Here is an 18,359-nt window from a genome sequence, read left to right on the forward strand (position 1 = left end):
GGGGCTCCTGGTGCTATCGGGTGTGTTCGGGGGGGGGGGGGGGGGGGGGCCGGGGGGGCCCCCGGGGGGGGCGGGGGGGGGGGGGGGGGGGGCGGGCGCCCCCCCCCCCGCCCCCTCACACCCTCGCCCCCCGCTCCCCCGCACTCCACAGCCCCGCACACCTCATCGCACACGCACGCCGTACCTGTTCCTCCGGAGGTTCCCCATGTCCGACCCGCGCAAGAGCCCGTTCGCGACCGTCAACCCGTACACCGGAGAGACCCTCGCCGAGTTCCCCGCCGTCGAAGGTGAGGAGGTCGATGTCGCGGTCGGCCTCGCCGCCGAGGCGTACGAGGCCTGGCGTGGACGTCCGATCGCGCAGCGTGCGGCCGTGGTCGGACGCGCGGCCGACCTGATGCGGGAGCGCAAGGAGGAGCTGGCCAGGCTCATCACCCTGGAGATGGGCAAGCTCATAGCCGAGGCACGCGGAGAGGTGGACCTCGCCGCGTCCATCCTCGAGTACTACGCGCGCCGCGGGCCCGAGTTCACCGCCGCCGAACCGCTCGACGTCGCCGAGGGCGAGGCGTACCTCGTCACCGAGCCGATCGGCGTGCTGATGGGCGTGATGCCGTGGAACTTCCCGCTCTACCAGGTGGTCCGCTTCGCCGGGCCCAACCTGGTGCTGGGCAACACCGTGCTGGTCAAACACGCCGGTATCTGCCCGCAGTCCGCGCTCGCCCTGGAGTCGCTGTTCCTCGACGCGGGCGCCCCCGAGGGCGTCTACACGAACCTCTTCGTGAGCCACGAGGAGGTCGGGCGCCTGATCGACGGACCGATCGTCCGCGGAGCCTCCCTGACCGGCAGCGAGAAGGCGGGGGCCGAGGTCGCCGGACGGGCCGGGCGGAACATGAAGCCCAGCCTCCTGGAACTCGGTGGCAGCGACGCCTTCGTCGTCCTCGACGGAGAACACCTGGAGCGCACCGTCACCGCCGCCGTATCGGGCCGGATGGCGAACACCGGGCAGAGCTGCGTGGCCGCGAAGCGGTTCATCGTCCTGGACGAGGTCTACGAGGACTTCGCCGCCGGCCTGCGCCAGGCGTTCGAGGCCCTGCGGCCGGGCGACCCCGCCGACGGGGCGACCACCCTGGGACCCCTCTCCTCCGAGCAGGCAGCCTCGGACCTCGTCGACCAGATCCGCGAGACCGTGGAGCAGGGTGCGGAACTCCTCACCGGCGGCCACCGGATCGACCGGCCGGGCGCCTTCGTCGAACCCACGATCCTGACCGGAGTCAAGCCCGGCATGCGCGCCTACGCCGAGGAGCTCTTCGGGCCCGCCGCGGTCGTCTACCGGGTCGCCGACGAGGACGAGGCCGTCGCCCTGGCCAACGACAGCCGGTACGGACTCGGCGGGTCCGTGTTCTGCGCGGACGTGGAACGGGGCCGTCGCGTGGCCGAGCGCATCGAGACCGGCATGGTCTGGGTCAACCATCCGACCTCGACCCAGCCCGGCCTGCCGTTCGGCGGCATCAAGCGGTCCGGTTACGGCCGGGAGCTCTCGGATCTCGGCATGCGCGAGTTCGCGAATCGCAAGCTCGTCCGGATCCTTCCTCCCGACGCGGAGCTCAGCGGGATCGCCGGCTGATCGAGCCGGCCGTCTCGCGCCCCTCCCCCTCCGGCCTCCCCCGCTCTCCCCTCGTAGCCGATACCGACACCGGCACGGGTTTCCCATGCCACCGCCGACACCTGGAGCACACGTGACCGCAGTACCCGCCATCACCCTCAACAATGCAGTGAAGATCCCCCAGTTGGGCTTCGGCACCTTCCAGATCCCGCCCGAGGAGACCCGGGACACGACGCTGGCCGCCCTGGAGGTCGGCTACCGCCACATCGACACGGCGCAGATGTACGGGAACGAGAAGGAGGTCGGCCGGGCGGTCCGCGACTCGGGGCTCGACCGCGCCGAGGTCTTCGTGACCAGCAAGCTCTCCAACGACGTCCACACGCGCGACGAGACCCTGCGGTCGTTCGACGGCAGTCTCGATGCGATGGGCCTCGACCACCTCGACCTGTTCCTCATCCACTGGCCGCTGCCCGCCCGCCGCGACTTCGTGGAGACCTGGAAGGCCCTGGAGGAGATCTACCGCTCCGGACGGGCCAAGGCCATCGGCGTCTCCAACTTCCAGCCCCACCACCTGCGGCAGCTGATGGAGGGCAGCCTGGTGGTACCCGCCGTCAACCAGATCGAGGTACACCCCTACCTCACCCAGGATGGCGTCAGGGCCTACGGCGCCGAGCACGGCATCGCCACCGAGGCCTGGTCCCCCATCGCCCAGGGCAAGGTGCTCGACGCCCCGGCCATCCGGCGCATAGCGGAGCGCGTCGGCAAGTCGGCCGCCCAGGTGACCCTGCGCTGGCACCTCCAGCGCGGGGACATCGTCTTCCCCAAGTCCGTGACCCGCGCGCGCATCGAGGAGAACTTCGACCTCTTCGACTTCGAACTCGCCGCGGCCGACATGGGCGAGATCTCCGCGCTCAACCGCGACGAACGGACCGGCCCCAACCCGGACCGCTTCACCGGCTGAGAACCGCGGTCCCGGCACCGCGTACGGTCGTTCCGGCACCACGCGCGGTGCCGGAACGACCGTACGCCCGCCCCGCACGCGCACACGCGCACGTGCGCCCCGCCTCGGACCCGGACCGCCGGTTCAGGCGTTCGCCCGGCGCGGGCCGCCCGATCGTCGGGGTGCGGCATGGTGTGCCGGGAGGCTGGCCGGCCGAAGACGACGAAGCTGGTGGGCTGCCGTAGCCAGCAGGACTCCGAAGAGGACGAGCAGGAGCGCGCACACCCACATCTGCCGGCTCCCCGGATTCAGCCACCCGGTCCAGCCTGCCGCGGCCGCCCACAACAGGGCCCCGGCCGCGTAGAGGGAGCGGATGCGGCGCAGTTGACGTGCGGCCCGCATGGATGTGAGGAGTTCGCGTTCGGCTGCCATGCCTGCCCGCCTACCCCCAACTCACGCGGATCCACGGGCCGGACAGGGGCGAAGAGCAAGGATGCGGGCTCCGCACCCGTCGATCGCCACCGCTCCCAACAGGCACCGCACCGCACGGTGCGTCTACCGGCGGACGGAGGCGACGCCACCCCGGAGTTCGCCGTCCATGCGGACCAGCAGGCGGTGCTGGTGGATGCTGGTCCACGTCAGCCAGGCCAGGAAGGCAGTCGCGAGCAGGGCGAGCGCCACGGCCTGACGCACATCGGCCGTGGTCGCCGCGAGGGTCGTGATGGATGCGAACAGCAGGAAGAGGAAGGCGAGGGCCCAGACCCGGTGGCGTGACCGGTTCAGGCGATCACGGACCAGTCGTCCCATCGCAGCGCGGCCCTCTTCCGATTCGGGCACCTCTCCGTGGCGCAGACGGTCGTCCAGGGACACGTAGTCCTCTTCGGTCGCGGCACTGACCAACCGGCGCTCCCTGCGCCGCATCAGCAACAGCATGACCGTGGCTCCCACGGCCCCCGAGCCGGCCCGCAGCAGAGCTCCGAGCGGCGAGCGTCCCGGGTTGATCAGAAGGATCACCCCCGCACCGATGACGGCCAAGAGCACACCCTGCACCCACGGGTGCAGGGCCAGCCACTTGTTCACTTTCCTCATCGGGTCCCCCAACTCCATTGCGTTGACGGCGGTTTGCCGCTTCCCGCACCGGGTGCCCGGGTTACCCGCTTGCATGCGGCTGCCCTCACGCCCGACCTCGAGCCGGCCGGTGGCCGTCAACGGCCGGCACCCCCTTTTCGTCCTCTTGACGATATCGAGGCAGCTCGTTATCGTCGCGTTGACGAAATAAAGGGGGTTCTCCATGGCCGACATCACCCGGCGCTTCGGCTGGCGTCATCTGCGCTCCGCGCCCACCACCCACATCCGCCACCACAAGCGGGGCCGACTCGTCCACGACGGGCTGGGGCTCAGCTTCTGGTACCGGTCGCTCTCGGCGGCGCTGTCCGAAGTCCCGGTCGACGACAGGGAGTTGGCCATGGCGTTCCACGCCCGTACGGCCGACTTCCAGGACGTCGCCGTGCAGGCCACCGTCACCTACCGGATCAGTGACCCGGCCGAAGCCGCGGCCCGGCTCGATTTCTCCGTCGACCCGGACACCGGGAGCTGGCGCGGGGCCCCCTTGGAACAGATCGCCACGCTCCTCACCGAGACCGCGCAGCAGCACACGCTGGACGTACTGGCGCGGACTCCGCTGGCCGTCGCCCTGGTGGACGGCGTCGCCTCCGTGCGGGGAAGCGTCACCGCCGGTCTCGCCGCCGAGCCCAGGCTCCCGGCCACCGGCATCGATGTGGTGGCCGTGCGGGTCGTGGCGATCCGCCCCGAGGCCGAGGTCGAGCGCGCCCTGCGCACCCCCGCCCGCGAGCAGATCCAGCAGGAGGCGGACCGGGCCACCTATGAACGGCGGGCCGTCGCCGTCGAGCGTGAGCGCGCCATCGCCGAGAACGAGCTGGCCAGTCAGATCGAACTGGCCAGGCGCGAGGAGCAGCTGATCGACCAGCGCGGCACCAACGCCCGCCGCGAGGCCGAGGAGAAGGCGGCGTCGGACGGCATCCGCACCGAGACCGAGGCGTCCCGCAAGGTCAGCCTGGCCCGCGCGGACGCCGAGGCGGCGCGCGAGACGGGCGCGGCCCGCGCCGAGGTTCAGGCGGCCTGGCTGCGCGTGCACGACGAGGCCGGCCCGGGCACGCTGCACGCCCTGGCGGTGACCCGGATGGCGGAGAACCTGCCGCGGATCGAGAGCATCACGCTCTCCCCTGACGTCCTCACCGCGCTCCTCGCCAAGCTCGGACGCCCGGAAGGCGGCGCGAGCGCGTGAGCCTGGCCCCCAGGGCGGTGCTCGTGCACCGCAGAACCGAGTACGAGGAACTGCTCGCCCGGCACGGGACGCACGGGCAGGCCGCGTTCTTCCTCTCCAGCCGGGGCCGGTCGATCGACGAGGTGGTCCGCCGCCACGAACGCACCCGGCAGGCGCTGCGCGAGGTGGCGGCGGCGGTGCCGCTCACCTGGCGCAGCTCCCGGGTGGAGCGGGCGGACCTGGACCGCTTCCTGTTCGCCCCGGAGGACGTGGTGGTCGTGGTCGGCCAGGACGGCCTCGTCGCCAATACCGCGAAGTATCTGCGCGGACAGCCGGTCGTGGGCATCGACACCGACCCGGGGCGCAACCCGGGAGTCCTGGTCCGTCACCGCTGCGCCGACACGGCTGCACTGCTGCGTGCGGCGATCGCCGCCGGAGGCCGGGCGGAGGAGCTGACCATGGTCGAGGCCGTCGCCGACGACACCCAGCGCCTTCTCGCGCTGAACGAGATCTACCTGGGCTCGCACGGTCACCAGACCGCCCGCTACCGTCTGGGGTCCGACGGCGACGACGGCCCGGGTGAGGCCCAGGCCTCCTCCGGGGTGCTGGTGGGCACGGGCACGGGCGCCACCGGCTGGCTGCGTTCCCTGTGGCAGGAGCGCGGCAGCTCCGCGGGCCTGCCCGCACCCTGCGAGCGGCGCCTGCTGTGGTTCGTGCGGGAGGCATGGCCCTCTCCCGCGACCGGTACGACGAGGGTCGCCGGGGAGCTGGGGTGGGGGCAGGGGCTACAGCTGACCGTGGAGTCGGACCGGATCGTGGTCTTCGGCGACGGGATGGAGAGCGATGCGCTGGAGCTGACCTGGGGCCAGAGCGTACGGCTGGGCATCTCCGGAACGTCGCTGCACCTGGTGACGTGAGCCCCCGGCGCCACTACCGGCCGTCACCACCGCAGAACCCGCAGTGACGATTACCGGACGCCGGCCGTGACCGGCAAGGACCTGGCGCAGGCAGCTGCCTGCTCACCGCCATCGTCGACCGCGGCGGTGAGCTGGAGCGGTCAGCGCCGGCCGCCGCCGATGCGGCGCTCGTCGGCCAGTGCCGTCAGCGGGCCGAACTCGCTGGCAAGCTCGTTCCACGTCAGCACCTCGCCGCAGCGGGCCGGGAACTCCTTCGCGTTGAACTCGGGCATGGTCCAGGTGCCAGTGCCCCGGTCCCGCAGCCACAGGTCCCCGTCACCATCGACCACGGTCGGCGGGACCGGTACGGGCTCGGCCTGATCGATGGGCTCCCAGGTGACCCGGCCGGGGTGGGAAGCTCGGCGCAGCTCGGTGGTGGCCAGCCGCGCCGCCAAGTCACGGGTCGACTCTTCGGCGTCCTTGACCGACGCGAGTCGGAATGCGTCGTCAAGTACGGGCAGGGCTGGATTCTTGCTGCGCTTTGAGCTCATACGCTGACTACCTCCGGTGGGGGGCGTCACATCCGATATGGCACCCCGTAGAAGACACGATATCCGAGGCGGGAGCCCTGGCCGGCTACGACCACTGCCCAGGTGGAGGAGGCGGGGCCGGGTGGCGAGCTGGTCCCGGACGTGGCGCACCCCGTGGTGGTGGCGCTCGGACATGGGCCTGGCCGGGAAATCCGTGGACGGGCCCGCCGAGTTTCACCTACGGTGTGGCTCCACGCCCTGAGACGGACGGAAGGAGGCGAGTGCCGTGCAGTTCACGAATGTCCAGCGCTCCCTTTTCCGCCATCCCGGTGTGGTTCGCCAGTTCTGACCGGGAGCGCTCCCAGCAGCCTGTATCCCGGAGGAAACCATGACCGATCTGGTCATTCGCGCGCTCTCCGCGAGCGACGCCCATCTCTTCGACGCACTCCCCGACCCCCTGGGCGCCCGTGAAGCCCACCGTCGTACCCGGTTCCGTCCGGACTGGAAGCGCGTCGCCCTGCGTGACGGCGAGGTCGTCGCACGCGGCGCGTGGTGGGGCGGCCCGGACGACTCGGAGCCCGCCAACATCAACTGGTTCGACGTAGCCGAGGGCGAAGAGGAGGCAGGGGCCGAGCTCCTGCGCACCGCCCCCTGGCAGGTCGAACTGGAGATCAACGTGCCCGGCGGCTGGCGTGACGAGCCCGGCCTGCGGGCCGGCGCCGAGGCACGCTTCGCCGCCGCACGAGCCGCCGGGTACGAACTCCTGGTGGAACGCTTCCTGTACCGCTGGACCCCGGAGCGAGGTCTGCCCGAGCAGCCCGGACGCCTGCGCTTCAGCGCAGAACCCGACGACACCGTGTTCTTCGACGCGTTGCGCCGCATCCACTGCGCCACCCTGGACGCCCACGCGCTCAAGGCCATCGAGGAGGGGGACCTCGACCAGGCCGCCCAGGAGGAACTCGACTTCTTCCACTGGTTCCCTTCCCCGCGGGAGTGGTGGCAGGTCGCCCACACCCCGGAGGGCAACCTGGCCGGCATCCACATCCCGGCCCACAACCCCTCCGGCCCGACCATCGGCTTCATCGGAGTCGTCCCGGAACAGCGCGGTCTCGGCTACGCCTACGACCTCCTCGCGGAGTGCACCCACCTCCTCGTCGCACAGGGCGCGGAGTTCGTCAGCGGAGCAACGGACCAGGGCAACTTCCCCATGGCCGCGAACTTCGCCAAGGCCGGCTTCCCCGTCATCAGCGAACGCATCAACTTCCACCCGGCAGGCCAAGCGGCCTGAGACCGGTCGTCACACTCCCGTCGTCGCCCGAAGGGCGGCCTCGCGGCGTTCGACCGGTGCGGCGAGAACTCGTACCGGGCGCCGCGAGGCAGACGGGAGTGGGCCGACAGGCCCTGGCAAGGAGCAGCACGGGCTCGACCACGCGTCGGGCGATCGCCCGTCGCGCCGAACGCCACGTGGCGGCCACGTACCTTCGCCGATTCCGCCGAGCTCTGAGCAGCGCACTCTGACAGCTACTCAGAATCGTTATTGCCGAGGGAGTTTGCCCGGCCGGAAGCGGGTCAGACGCGAAGACAGCGGAGCACGCAGCCCGGACTGCAGCGAGGCTCCGCCCGGCAGGGGCCGTACGGGAGAACGATGCCCACGCGGCCCCGGCCACCGGCACCACGACTGCCGCACGGGATCCGCGCGGCACCGGGAATCCCGACCGCCTCCCCGCGGCCACGGCCACGAAGAGGCTTCCCGGCAGCCCCCGACGACGGCGCTCAGACCACCGTCCCCGGGCCCCGGATCCCGGCGGCAGCCGCTCTCACCGCGCCGTGCCGCGGCCCGCCGGAAGTGGCCCGCGCTGCGCCACGAGCGCGCAGGGCAGGGCCCAGGTCAGGGCTGGCGGATCGCGGAGATCTCGAACTCCAGCACCACCTTGTCGCCGACGAGGACGCCTCCGCCTTCCAGTGCGGCGTTCCAGGTGATGCCGAAGTCCTTGCGGCTGATCGGTGCCGAGCCTTCGAACCCGACGCGCAGGTTGCCGTAGGGGTCCGTGGCGCTGCCCTGGAACTCGAAGTCGATGCCGAGGGGCCGGGTGACGTCCTTGATGGTGAGGTCGCCGGTCAGCCGGAAGTTGCTGCCGTCCAGCTGCTGCACCCCGGTGGAGACGAAGGTGATGTCGGGGAAGGTCGGCGCGTCGAGGAAGTCGTTGGTGCGCAGGTGGCCGTCGCGCTGCTCGTTGCGGGTGTCGATGCTGGCGGCCTTGATGGTGACGGACACGTTCGACTTGGAGGGGTCCTCGCCATCGAAGTATCCGGCGCCTTCGAACTCGTTGAACGCGCCGCGGACCTTGGTGACCATGGCGTGACGGGCCACGAACCCGATCTGGCTGTGGGCCGGGTCGAGGGCGTAGTTGCCGGTCAGTGAGGTGAGAGGGGTGGTGGTCATGGACCTGCTCCGCAGTGGCTCGGGGACGGAAAGGGAAGTCGCTGGTCCACGCTAGCCAGGCCCGGCGTGACGCACGTGGGTAGCGCGGCTGCGCATCACCCGATTGCCGAGAGCAGGTCTGCCCGTCAGCCGCGGGGCGTCCACCAGGCGCGGGGTACCTGGATGCGACCGTGGTCGCACAGGACCATGGCGTGGGCTGCGACTTGGGTTGCACGCGAGGACGACTCCGGACCGATGTGGCTGTCCGCGGCCCTCCTTGAGGATGGCCGGGTGACCGAGATCATCGCGGGACTCTACGTGTCCCCTGTGGAACTTCTTGCCGTGCTGGGCGCCTTCGGACTCGTGGTGGCTCGGTGGCTTCCGGCCGCCGCCCGGCCCCGCGTCACGATCGGGGCGGGGGCCGTTCTCGTGCCGGCCGCGATCGTGCTGGGCGTGGTCGGGATCCGTTGGCAGATGGTGCCGGTACTGGCGGGTGCTGCCGTCGTGTTGCCGTTCGCCCTCCGCGCGCTGCTGCCGCGCCGCACCGGCCGGCCTGCGTGGCGGGCCCGATGGTGGCTGGCGCTCCCGGGGTCGGTGGCCTGTGCCGGTGTGATCGCCGCGGGGCCGGTGGCCGCCTGGGCCTTCCCCGTACCGGTGTTCCCTGAGCCGTCGGGCCCTTTCGCCGTCGGCACCCGCGTGGTGCAGTGGACCGATCCGCTCCGCCCCGAGAGCTTCACCCCCGATCCGAACGACCGGCGCACGGTCGTGGTCCAGCTCTGGTATCCCGCGCAGGAGAGCCCCGCGGGCGCGGAGCGGGCCCAGTACCTCGGACGTACCAGGGCCGAGGCGCGCACCGTTTCCGATGCCCTTGTCCGCGGGGTCGGCTTGCCCGGCTTCCTGGTCGACGGCGTCCCGCAGGCCCGCAGCCACGCGGTCTTCGACGCCCCCGTGGCCGACGGGGGCGAACGGTTCCCCGTCGTGCTGTTCTCTCCCGGGGCGGGCGGAGTGCGTACCCAGAACACCGCCTGGGCGGAGGAACTGGCCAGCCACGGCTATACGGTCGCCGCCCTCGACCACCCGTACGACTCCGCCGCGGTCGTCCTCGGCGACGGGCGGACGATCCACGCCGAGACCGCCTCCACCGGAGACCGGGCGGAGGACGACAAACTGGCGGTCGGATGGACGGCTATTCGGGCCGCCGACCTCGGCTTCGTCCTCACCCGGCTCGGCCAGCTGGACCGAGGTGAGATCAGCGACCCTCTGACCGGACGTCTGGACACCGGCCGGGTCGCGGTCACCGGCCACTCCATGGGCGGCGCCGCCGCACTGCAGGCGGCCCGGCAGGACGAACGGTTCGACGGCGTCATCGATCTCGACGGCTACCCCCACGGCGCCACCTCACCCTCCCTCTCCCAGCCGACGCTCGCGCTCACGCAGGCCATCACGCCCGCAACCGATCCCCGCTACGTACCCCGCCTCTCCGAGGCCCTCGACCACAGCACCGCGACGAGCTACCGGCTCACGATCCCCGGCGCCGCGCACCTCACCTTCATGGACGGCCCCCTCTACCTGCCTCCTGTGCCCTCCCTCGTCGGTTCCCTCGGCCGCGCCGGGAGCCCGCACGTCGTCGCCGCAACCAGCCTGGCCTTCCTCGACAGCACCTTGCGGGGCGAACCCGGCGACCTCCCCGGCCTCCTGTCGGCCTACGGCGACCTCGTCACCTACCCATGAGGCGGCCACCCACGGGAAGGCCGGCCATGGGACGGCGTCACCGGACGCGCGGGAGCCCCTGCCGGAGAAGTTCCGGCAGGGGCTCCCTGGTTCACGCGGCGGGCGCGTCGTGCGTGACGGTCACGCCGGACCCCACGTCGCCGACTCACCGCCGGGCATGCACACGACCTTGCGGCCGTCGGTGAAGGACAGCTCCCACGCCTCGTAGTCGTCATGCGGCGGAACATCGAGTTCCAGCCCGTTGTCGAGAGCGACGAGGAGCGTGCCACGGTCCGTGCGCTCCGCGCCCGAAATCGTGGCGTGGAGCAGCCGCAGCAGTACGGGGGCGCTGTCACCCGGTCGCTCGGGATCGAACGTGGTCCGCGTCCCGTCGGGTTCCGTGACCGTACCGGGAGTTTCGATGCGCAGCTCGGCCCCCTGGTCGGTGTGCAGTACCAGGGCGTAGTCGAAGCTCACGCGGTCGACGCGGTGAGTCTGGAGAGCGAGGTCCATGCCTACCATTCGTCAGGGAGGGTGTAGCTGCCGTCCGGGTTCAGCTCGAAGTGGGTGGACGGCTTGTCGCCGGGCTTGCCCTTGAGGTCGAGGGGACGGTGCGGACCCATGATCGGGATCGGGCAGTCCGTGACCGGAGTGGTGTTGTGGACGAGAACGGGGGTCTCGCCGGCCAACGCGTAAGGCCAACGCGCATCAGGTGTGCGACCGGCACCAACTGACAGACGATCAAGTTCATCAGCTAGTGCTGTGACCGGGGAGGTTCGCCGGTTGCTCGTTGCGGAAGGGCGCCACGGGCCCTCCGCAGGAGAAGGGAATCCGCAGGACCGTTGCCACGGGGGTGGCACCAAGGTGTCTGCACCTTGGTGCCAGTCGGCAGCCCTTCCGGGGGTGCTTGAGGGCGGACAGGATGGTGTTCATCGGGAGCCGATCGGCCACCCGGCCCCTCACCACACCGAAGGAACAAGCATGTCCCAGATTCGCGCGAGCCGCCGGACCGTCCTCGCCTCCCTGGTCGCCGCAGTGGCGGGTGGCCCGATCCTGACAGGGCTCACCACGACCCCGGCCGCCGCTGCCGGCGGCGACCTCTACGCCTCGAACTCCGACCTCTACACGACGGCGGTCGAGGGTCAGGACTTCTCCCGCCGGTTCAAGCGGCACGAGGCCTTCGACAACGACAAGACCGTCACCCCGCTCCCCCGCCTGACCAGTGTGCTGGCCATCCACGGCGGCGGCATCGAGATGGGTACCTCCGAGCTCTGCCTGGCCATAGCCGGCTACCACCCCGACGGACTCGCACCCGTCGCTCAGAGTGCCCCGGTGTACGACTACTGGATGTTCGAAGGCATGCGCAGTTCCAACAACGCGGACCTGCACGTCACCGCCTCGCACTGCGACGACCCGGTCGCACGGTCCATGGCCGCCGGCAGCGCCAACGTGCTCAGCCTGCACGGCTGCACCGCGGCTCAGGCCGGCGCCGCCGCGGGTCAGCCCAAGGCGGTCGTGGTCGGCGGCCTCAACGCCCGCTTCCGTCAGCTCCTCTCCACGAAGCTGAGCGGCGCAGGCTTCCAGGTGCTGGGCGGCAACCCGGAGGACCTCAACGGCGACCTGCCCGACAACATCTGCAACCGCACCCTCACGGGTGAAGGCGGCGGCCAGCTGGAGATCACCACCGAACTCCGCCAAAGCCTCTTCGCGAACTTCTCCGGCGCTGCCAACCGCGCCACCAGCACCAATACGGACTTCTGGAAGTTCACCAACGCCTGCCGTGACGCCATCAGGGCCATGGAGGCCGAACAGCTCGCCCGCAAGAGCCTCTTCACCCGCTGAGGCAGAGGTACGGGCTTCATCACGCCCCGGGCCGAGCGAGGTATCTGCGGCCCGGGAGGAAAAGAGGGCGTCCTCGCCGTCCTGCCCTTGACCTGGCGGCGGGTCGCAGGCGGTAGTCTCAGGGCACAGTTGCTTTATGGCAAGTTTTTAGGTTCTGAACAGTGGTCTTCGGTTGGCGATGGCGGGCATCCGCCGGCAGCCGGTAGTACGAGCCCGTCGCGTAGGACCTTGCGGGCCGGGCAGCCTTCCCGATGCGACACCGCTCTTCCGACCACTCCGTGAGAAATGACGCTCGCCATGACGAACTTCCTGGCCGTGGAACGCGCGCTGCGCACCGCCGCACCGCACGACCTGCTCCGTACGGTTCGCTCCGCGCTCGTCGCGCACTACGAGGCCCTCGAAGTCCACCTCCTGATGGCGGACTACAGCCTGAGCGTCCTGCAGCCGGTCACCGCCCTGCCGGACACCGCGGAGCCGCTGCCCCTCCAGGCCACCCCGGAGGGCCGGGCCTTCGGCAGCCAGGAACCGTACGGCCAGTACTCGGCCGAGGGCAACGCCCTGGACCTCCACCTGCCCGTGACCGTGCGGGGCGACCGGCTCGGGATCCTCACGGTGCGCATGCCGGAACACCTGTGCACGCCCGAGGTGGTCGGAGAGCTGACGGACGTCGCGGAGCTGCTGGGCCACGAGATCGTCGTCGCGGAGCGGGACACCGATCTGTACCTGCGGGCCCGGCGGGCGAGCCGGCTGACGCTGGCGGCAGAGATGCAGTGGCAGTTGCTGCCGGGGCGGGCGTGCGCCCGCCCGGAGTACGCCATCGGGGCGCAGCTGGAACCTGCGTACGACATCCACGGCGACAACTTCGACTGGTCCACCACCGCCGACACCCTCACGATGACCGTCACCAACGGAATGGGCGAGGGGATCCAGGCCTCGCTCCTGACCAACCTCGCCATCAACGCACTGCGCAACGCCCGCAGGGCCGGAGTCGGCATCGCCGATCAGGCCGCGCTGGCGGACCAGGCCGTCTTCGCGCAGTACCAGGGCCGGGAGTACGTCTCCACCCTCCTGCTGTGCCTGGAGCTGTCCACGGGCCACGGCGAGGTCGTGGACGCCGGCTCGCCGCAGCTGTGGCGCTACCGGGAGAGATCCGTGGAGCGGGTCCACTTCGAGGCCCAGCTCCCGCTGGGCATGTTCGAGGACTCGCCCTACTCCGTGCAGCGCTTCGACGCGCTCCCGGGGGACCGTCTGATCTTCGTCAGTGACGGGGTCTACGGGGCTGCGGGCCAGGGTGGGGTGGCCTACGGGGAGCGGGCGCTGGCCCGCGCCATCCAGGCGACCGGTCTCCTGCCGGCCGCCGCGGTGCCGCGGGCGATCCTGGAGGAGTTGGCCGCGTACCGGGACAATGCCCCCGATGACGACGCGCTGGTCACCTGCCTGGACTGGTTCGGCCGGGCCGGGGCGCAGTCGTAGCCCCCTTGCGGGCGAAGTCGTGACGCCTCGGGGGGATACTCCCGCCTCAGAGGGCAGACGCGACGTATCCCTTCCGTGCGACGAGCCGCCACCGGCGGTCCGGCGTGGAGGGAGTGCACCGCTCATTGGGGAGTGACGTCCACCATGGACCGCGCGGGACCCGAGGACCGGCTTTCCGCCACGGCGCGGGAGGTCGCGCAGGCCGCGACGGGTCTGGTCGATCTCTGGGCCCGTACCTCCCGGGCCGGCTCTCCCCGGTTGTCCGTACTGCAGCTGCGGGCCCTGACGGCCACCCGCCACCGCCCCGGCATCAGCCTGACCCGCCTCGCCGAGGAGGTCGGTGCGCAGGCGCCCGCCGCCAGCAGGCTGTGCGATCGGCTGGAGGCCGCTGGTCTGCTGCACCGCAGGCGGAGCGCGGACGACCGGCGTGAGGTCGGCCTGGTCCTGACGCGCCACGGGCAGGAGACCATCGACGAGCTGCACGAGCGGCGCTCCCAGGCACTGCGTCAGGTGTTGGGTGACATGCCCGCCGATCGGCGCCAGTGCTTGCTGGAGGGCCTGCGCGCCTTCGCCGAAGCCGCGGACACCGCGTCCGGGGCGCCCAGTGAGTAGATGCCGGTCGGTACGCCGGCGCCGCCCGGCCGCCCGCCCGCCGAGAAGGCCGGGCTCAGGCGGTATCGGGGAGGGTGACCTCGCTGCCCGGATCTTCGCCGAGCCCGATGTGGGCTTCGGCCGCGTCGCGGAACGCGGCGAGGCCTTCGGCCAGGGAGCGCCGGTCGCGGGGCGACATCCGCAGGAGCACCTCGGCTGCCTTGTGCGTGCGCAGGGACCGGGTGTCCGCCAGGACGGCGTGTCCGCTCCGGCTCAGGGTCAGCTCGACTTCCCGCCGGTTGGTCCTGCCGCGGGAGCGCTGGAGCAGGCCTGCCGCTTCCAGGCGGTCGCACAGACGGCTGACCGCGGGCGGGGCCGATCCGAGTGCTTCTCCGAGGTCGCGCAGGTTGATCCCGGACCGCCGTTCGATCACGGTCAGAGCGCGCAGCTGCGACGGGGGGACCGGGCCCGCGGTGGTCTCCAGGATCGGATGCCACAGGACGCCGAGCAGCTCCGCCACGGCGCAGGCGTCAACAACCGCCTGGTCATCGGCGAGGGAGTGGACGGCTCGGGGCATCTCACCACTGTGTCAGCCGGGAGCCCGTTTGTCAGGCTCCAGGGCACACCGGTAGGTCCGCGGGCACGGGCTCTCGGGGAAGGCGGGACGCTGGAGGATCGGTCCCCCGGACGGCGTCGTCCGCCGGCGTGAGGCTGCCGGTGGGGACCGGTGGAGAAGTTGTGCGCGAGCCGTGTGCATGATGTGGGGGAAGGGGGCGGGAGGGGGGCGCGGTTGTCACGCGGAGGGCATGTGGAGGATAGTTGCCGCACGGCAACTATCTTCTTCGAAGTGATGGGGTGAGGGGTTCGCGCAGCGGGCCTTCAGTTTTTGGTGAATACCACCGAGGCGATTTCAGACCCTTCCGTGGCCGGCGGCCCGTGGGGTGAGGCGCCCTACCCGGTGCTCGTGACGGACGACCGATCGGTCCTTCTGTTCGTCAACGAGGCGGCCGGTCTGATCTTCCCCCGTGCACGACCCGGCTCGTCCATGAGGGACGCCGTACCCGCCTGGCTGTCCTCGGCCCGGCCGCTGGCGGCCGGTGAGGGCGCCGGGACCGTGCAGGGCCCCGTGGCCGACCGTACGTACGAGGCCCATCCGACGGTCCGCGAGGACGACACGGTGGTGTGGTGGCTGGTCGACGACACGGACCACCGCCTCGCCCGTGAAGCACTGCTGGTGGAGCGCGAACGGACGGCGTTCCTGACCGAGGCGTCGAACCTGCTGCTGTCCTCGCTGAACCTGGAACGCTGCATGGACGTCACGGCAAGCATGGCAGCGGAACACCTCGCGGACGCGGCCCTGGTCATCGCTCCTTCCCGCGGCCGCGAGCTGCCGGTGGTGACCTGCCTGCGCGGCGGCTCGCCCTCCTCGTCCCGCATCGCCGCCGATCCCGACCAGGTCCCCGGGCTCGGAGAGGCGCTGCAGGGGTTCCCTCCCGTCCCCTCCCGCTGGATCGACCCCGCCACCGCTCCGTCCTGGCTGATCCCCGACGGGTTCGGCACGGTCGGGTCCATCGTCATCACCCCCCTGCCCGGTCACGGCGTCCCCGCGGGGGCGCTGGTCCTGCTGCGCGGGGTCGGCACGACCGGGTTCAGCGCGGAGGAGGAGGTGTTCGCGCGGCTGTTCGCCGCCCGGGCCGGGGCCGCGATGTCCGCCGCCCGCCTCTACGCCGAGCAGACCTCCATCACCAACGTCCTGCTGCGCGACCTGCTGCCGCCGTTGCTGCACCAGGTTTCCGGCGTGGAGTACGCGGGCGGCTACCGGCCCTCGAAGGAGCATGAGCGGATCGGCGGCGACTTCTACGACGTCCATCCCGCTTCCGCGGAGGGCGACGGGTCGCTCGTCGTCCTCGGGGACGTGTGCGGCAAGGGCCTGGAAGCCGCCGTGATGACCGGGAAGATCCGCAACACGCTGCACGCGCTGCTGCCCATAGCGCAGGACCACCAGCGGATCCTGAGCCTGCTGAACACCTCGCTGCTCAACTCCCACAACACCCGCTTCGCCACCCTGGTCCTGGCCTCCGCCCAACGGGACGGCAACACCGTCCGATTGCGACTGACCAGCGCCGGCCACCCCGCACCGCTGATCCTGCGCTCCGACGGCCGGGTCGAGGAAGCACGGACCAAGGGCACCCTGGTCGGCGCGCTCCCCCGGGTCAGCGCCGAAACCGTGCACGTGACGCTGGAGCCGGGCGAGACCTGCGTCCTCTACACGGACGGGATCACCGAGGCGCGCGGCGGTCCGATGGGCGGCACCCAGTTCGGCGAGGAACGGCTGTTCCGGGCCCTGGAGGACTGCGCGGGCATGCCCGGCGAGGCCGTAGTGGAGCGGGTGCAGATGCTCGCGTCCCAGTGGGTGGGCACCGGCGGCCACGACGACATGGCCGTCGTGGTGATCTCCGCTCCCCGCTCGCACCATCTCAGCGCGGTGGACGGACACACGCGGGGCAGGTTCACGGCATGACCATCGAAACGATGAGGCCCCCCGCACTCGGACTCCTCACCGGCCAGCTGTGGGATGCCGCTCTGTGCGGTGACGAAGCGGCCGCGACCTCGGCGGTGCGCAGGGCGCTGGACGAGGGGCTGGACGCCGAGGCCGCCCTGCTCGATGTGATCGCACCCGTTCAGGGACGGGTCGGCGAGGAATGGGCGGCCAACCGCATCAGCGTCGCCCAGGAGCACGCGGCGACCGCGATCAACGAGCGGGCCGTGGCCGCGGTAGCCCAGCATCCGGCGGCGCGCACCACACCCACGCGCGGCCGGGTCACGGTGGCCTGCGTCGACGGCGAGTGGCACGCCCTGCCCGCCCGGCTCCTGGCCGAGGTGCTGAAGCTGCGGGGCTGGCGCGTGGACTACCTCGGCGCCCAGGTCCCCACGCCCCACCTCATCGCCCACATCCACGCCACCGGCACCGGACTCGTGGCGCTCTCCAGCTCGATCCCCACCCGGCTGCCCACCGCGCACGCCACGATCACCGCCTGCCAGGCCGCCGGCACTCCCGTCCTGGTCGGGGGCGCCGCCTTCGGCCCCAACGGAAGATATGCCCGGCTCCTCAAGGCGGACTACTGGGCTCCCGACGCCCGCACGGCCGCGCGCGACCTTGCCCTGCATCCGCTGCCCCGCCCCCGGCCGGACCACCAGGTGCTCGACGACCTGCCCCACCTGGCCGACCAGGAGTACACGGTGGTCGCCCGCACCCGGCCCCAGCTCGTACGAGCGGTGTTCGAGGGGATGGAGGACGCCTATCCGGCGATGCGCGGCTACAGCGAGACCCAGCGCGAGCGCACGGCGGAGGACCTCTCCCACATCGTGGAGTTCCTCACCACCGCCCTCTACATCGACGACGAGGAGGTCTTCACCCGCTTCCTCCAGTGGACTGCCGGAATCCTGACCGCCCGCGGCGTCCCCGCCCAGTCCCTTCCCCCCGTGCTGGACCTCCTCGGCCGGGAACTGAAGGACTTCCCCCGCGCCGGCGCGATCCTCCGCTCCGGCCGTGCCTGTCTGACCAGCACCCCCTTCCCCGCCGCCAGGACGTCCGCATGAACTCCCTGCCACCGAGCCCGCTCCGTTTGACGTACCTCGACGCGGACGACACCGTACGCATCGAACTGCACGGCGACTTCGACTACGAGCGCGCCGACGACCTCCTCGACGCCGTCGTACGGATCCTGGCGGACCGCCCGGGCTTGAAGGACCTGCACCTGCACTGCGGGAACCTCACCGCGGTGGACTCCACCGGGCTGTCGACGCTGCTGATGATCCGCCGCCACACCGACGTCGCCGGAGTGCAGCTGCACATCGTGGACCGGCCCGTCTGCCTGGACCGCATCCTGGAGCTGACCGGAACCCTCCCCCATCTGACGGCCGGGCGCACGGGCCAGGGGGGTCAGGGGGGTCAGGGAGCCTCCTCCCCCGCGATGCGTGCGGAGGCAGCGACCCGGGAGGAGCCGGTACAAGCTCGCTCCAGCGGTTACGAGGGCACCTGACACGTTCGGCGGCCCGGTGCCGGAACGG

19 protein-coding genes are annotated in these 18,359 nt (G+C 71.5%); 12 read left to right on the forward strand and 7 right to left on the reverse strand.

Annotation, left to right across the window (positions count from 1 at the left end; genetic code table 11):
* Positions 1 to 205: 205 nt before the first annotated feature.
* Positions 206 to 1,621, forward strand: a complete 1,416-nt coding sequence (locus ACIA8F_RS13315; protein WP_399378429.1) for an NAD-dependent succinate-semialdehyde dehydrogenase — start codon at positions 206 to 208, stop codon at positions 1,619 to 1,621.
* 112 nt (positions 1,622 to 1,733) lie between these two features.
* Positions 1,734 to 2,561, forward strand: coding sequence for an aldo/keto reductase (locus ACIA8F_RS13320; protein ID WP_399378430.1), 828 nt, complete (start codon positions 1,734 to 1,736; stop codon positions 2,559 to 2,561).
* A gap of 123 nt (positions 2,562 to 2,684) precedes the next feature.
* Here the strand turns inward: ACIA8F_RS13320 and ACIA8F_RS13325 are convergent, their stop codons facing one another.
* Positions 2,685 to 2,972: a hypothetical protein gene (locus ACIA8F_RS13325; protein ID WP_399378431.1), complete on the reverse strand. Its 288-nt coding sequence runs from the start codon at positions 2,970 to 2,972 to the stop codon at positions 2,685 to 2,687.
* 123 nt (positions 2,973 to 3,095) lie between these two features.
* Positions 3,096 to 3,629: a hypothetical protein gene (locus ACIA8F_RS13330; protein WP_399378432.1), complete on the reverse strand. Its 534-nt coding sequence runs from the start codon at positions 3,627 to 3,629 to the stop codon at positions 3,096 to 3,098.
* 202 nt (positions 3,630 to 3,831) lie between these two features.
* Here ACIA8F_RS13330 and ACIA8F_RS13335 point away from each other — a divergent pair, with 202 nt between their 5' ends.
* Positions 3,832 to 4,845 (forward strand): SPFH domain-containing protein, encoded by a 1,014-nt coding sequence (locus tag ACIA8F_RS13335; RefSeq protein ID WP_399378433.1) that lies wholly within the window; start codon positions 3,832 to 3,834, stop codon positions 4,843 to 4,845.
* A complete protein-coding gene (locus tag ACIA8F_RS13340; protein WP_399378434.1) occupies positions 4,842 to 5,741 on the forward strand; it encodes a hypothetical protein in 900 nt (299 codons plus the stop codon). The genes ACIA8F_RS13335 and ACIA8F_RS13340 overlap by 4 nt, the downstream gene beginning before the upstream one ends.
* A gap of 140 nt (positions 5,742 to 5,881) precedes the next feature.
* On the opposite strand, the gene ACIA8F_RS13345 is transcribed toward ACIA8F_RS13340, so the two are convergent.
* Complete coding sequence (locus tag ACIA8F_RS13345; RefSeq protein WP_399378435.1) at positions 5,882 to 6,271, reverse strand: hypothetical protein; 390 nt, start codon at positions 6,269 to 6,271, stop codon at positions 5,882 to 5,884.
* A 367-nt stretch (positions 6,272 to 6,638) separates the two neighbouring features.
* Here ACIA8F_RS13345 and ACIA8F_RS13350 point away from each other — a divergent pair, with 367 nt between their 5' ends.
* On the forward strand, positions 6,639 to 7,538 hold the full coding sequence (locus ACIA8F_RS13350) for a GNAT family N-acetyltransferase (RefSeq protein ID WP_399378436.1): 900 nt from the start codon (positions 6,639 to 6,641) through the stop codon (positions 7,536 to 7,538).
* A gap of 600 nt (positions 7,539 to 8,138) precedes the next feature.
* On the opposite strand, the gene ACIA8F_RS13355 is transcribed toward ACIA8F_RS13350, so the two are convergent.
* On the reverse strand, positions 8,139 to 8,693 hold the full coding sequence (locus tag ACIA8F_RS13355; RefSeq protein WP_399378437.1) for a YceI family protein: 555 nt from the start codon (positions 8,691 to 8,693) through the stop codon (positions 8,139 to 8,141).
* A gap of 270 nt (positions 8,694 to 8,963) precedes the next feature.
* Here ACIA8F_RS13355 and ACIA8F_RS13360 point away from each other — a divergent pair, with 270 nt between their 5' ends.
* Positions 8,964 to 10,403 (forward strand): alpha/beta hydrolase, encoded by a 1,440-nt coding sequence (locus ACIA8F_RS13360; protein ID WP_399378438.1) that lies wholly within the window; start codon positions 8,964 to 8,966, stop codon positions 10,401 to 10,403.
* A gap of 120 nt (positions 10,404 to 10,523) precedes the next feature.
* On the opposite strand, the gene ACIA8F_RS13365 is transcribed toward ACIA8F_RS13360, so the two are convergent.
* Positions 10,524 to 10,895 carry a DUF6188 family protein gene (locus tag ACIA8F_RS13365; protein ID WP_399378439.1) on the reverse strand — a complete coding sequence of 124 codons (372 nt, stop codon included), beginning with the start codon at positions 10,893 to 10,895 and terminating at the stop codon, positions 10,524 to 10,526.
* Positions 10,896 to 10,897: 2 nt separating this feature from the next.
* Positions 10,898 to 11,071, reverse strand: a complete 174-nt coding sequence (locus ACIA8F_RS13370) for a hypothetical protein (RefSeq protein WP_399378440.1) — start codon at positions 11,069 to 11,071, stop codon at positions 10,898 to 10,900.
* A 292-nt stretch (positions 11,072 to 11,363) separates the two neighbouring features.
* On the opposite strand from ACIA8F_RS13370, the gene ACIA8F_RS13375 reads away from it, so the two are divergent.
* The 3 genes from ACIA8F_RS13375 to ACIA8F_RS13385 all read left to right on the forward strand — a co-directional run bounded on the left by ACIA8F_RS13375 (position 11,364) and on the right by ACIA8F_RS13385 (position 14,309).
* Entirely contained in the window at positions 11,364 to 12,224 is an 861-nt protein-coding gene (locus ACIA8F_RS13375; protein WP_399378441.1) for a poly-gamma-glutamate hydrolase family protein, read from the forward strand.
* Between the two features lie 297 nt (positions 12,225 to 12,521).
* A complete protein-coding gene (locus ACIA8F_RS13380) occupies positions 12,522 to 13,697 on the forward strand; it encodes a PP2C family protein-serine/threonine phosphatase (RefSeq protein ID WP_399378442.1) in 1,176 nt (391 codons plus the stop codon).
* A gap of 144 nt (positions 13,698 to 13,841) precedes the next feature.
* A complete protein-coding gene (locus ACIA8F_RS13385; RefSeq protein WP_399378443.1) occupies positions 13,842 to 14,309 on the forward strand; it encodes a MarR family winged helix-turn-helix transcriptional regulator in 468 nt (155 codons plus the stop codon).
* 55 nt (positions 14,310 to 14,364) lie between these two features.
* On the opposite strand, the gene ACIA8F_RS13390 is transcribed toward ACIA8F_RS13385, so the two are convergent.
* Complete coding sequence (locus ACIA8F_RS13390; RefSeq protein ID WP_399378444.1) at positions 14,365 to 14,865, reverse strand: MarR family winged helix-turn-helix transcriptional regulator; 501 nt, start codon at positions 14,863 to 14,865, stop codon at positions 14,365 to 14,367.
* A gap of 387 nt (positions 14,866 to 15,252) precedes the next feature.
* On the opposite strand from ACIA8F_RS13390, the gene ACIA8F_RS13395 reads away from it, so the two are divergent.
* The 3 genes from ACIA8F_RS13395 to ACIA8F_RS13405 are packed head-to-tail and all read left to right on the forward strand — an operon-like array spanning position 15,253 to position 18,331.
* Positions 15,253 to 16,809, forward strand: a complete 1,557-nt coding sequence (locus ACIA8F_RS13395) for a PP2C family protein-serine/threonine phosphatase (protein ID WP_399378445.1) — start codon at positions 15,253 to 15,255, stop codon at positions 16,807 to 16,809.
* Positions 16,806 to 17,888 (forward strand): B12-binding domain-containing protein, encoded by a 1,083-nt coding sequence (locus ACIA8F_RS13400; protein WP_399378446.1) that lies wholly within the window; start codon positions 16,806 to 16,808, stop codon positions 17,886 to 17,888. The genes ACIA8F_RS13395 and ACIA8F_RS13400 overlap by 4 nt, the downstream gene beginning before the upstream one ends.
* Positions 17,885 to 18,331 (forward strand): STAS domain-containing protein, encoded by a 447-nt coding sequence (locus tag ACIA8F_RS13405; protein ID WP_399378447.1) that lies wholly within the window; start codon positions 17,885 to 17,887, stop codon positions 18,329 to 18,331. Before ACIA8F_RS13400 ends, ACIA8F_RS13405 begins: the two co-directional genes overlap by 4 nt.
* Positions 18,332 to 18,359: the final 28 nt, after the last annotated feature.

Origin of the sequence: Streptomyces sp. NPDC051563, assembly GCF_044454225.1 — a bacterium.
Classification (GTDB): Bacteria; Actinomycetota; Actinomycetes; order Streptomycetales; family Streptomycetaceae; genus Streptomyces.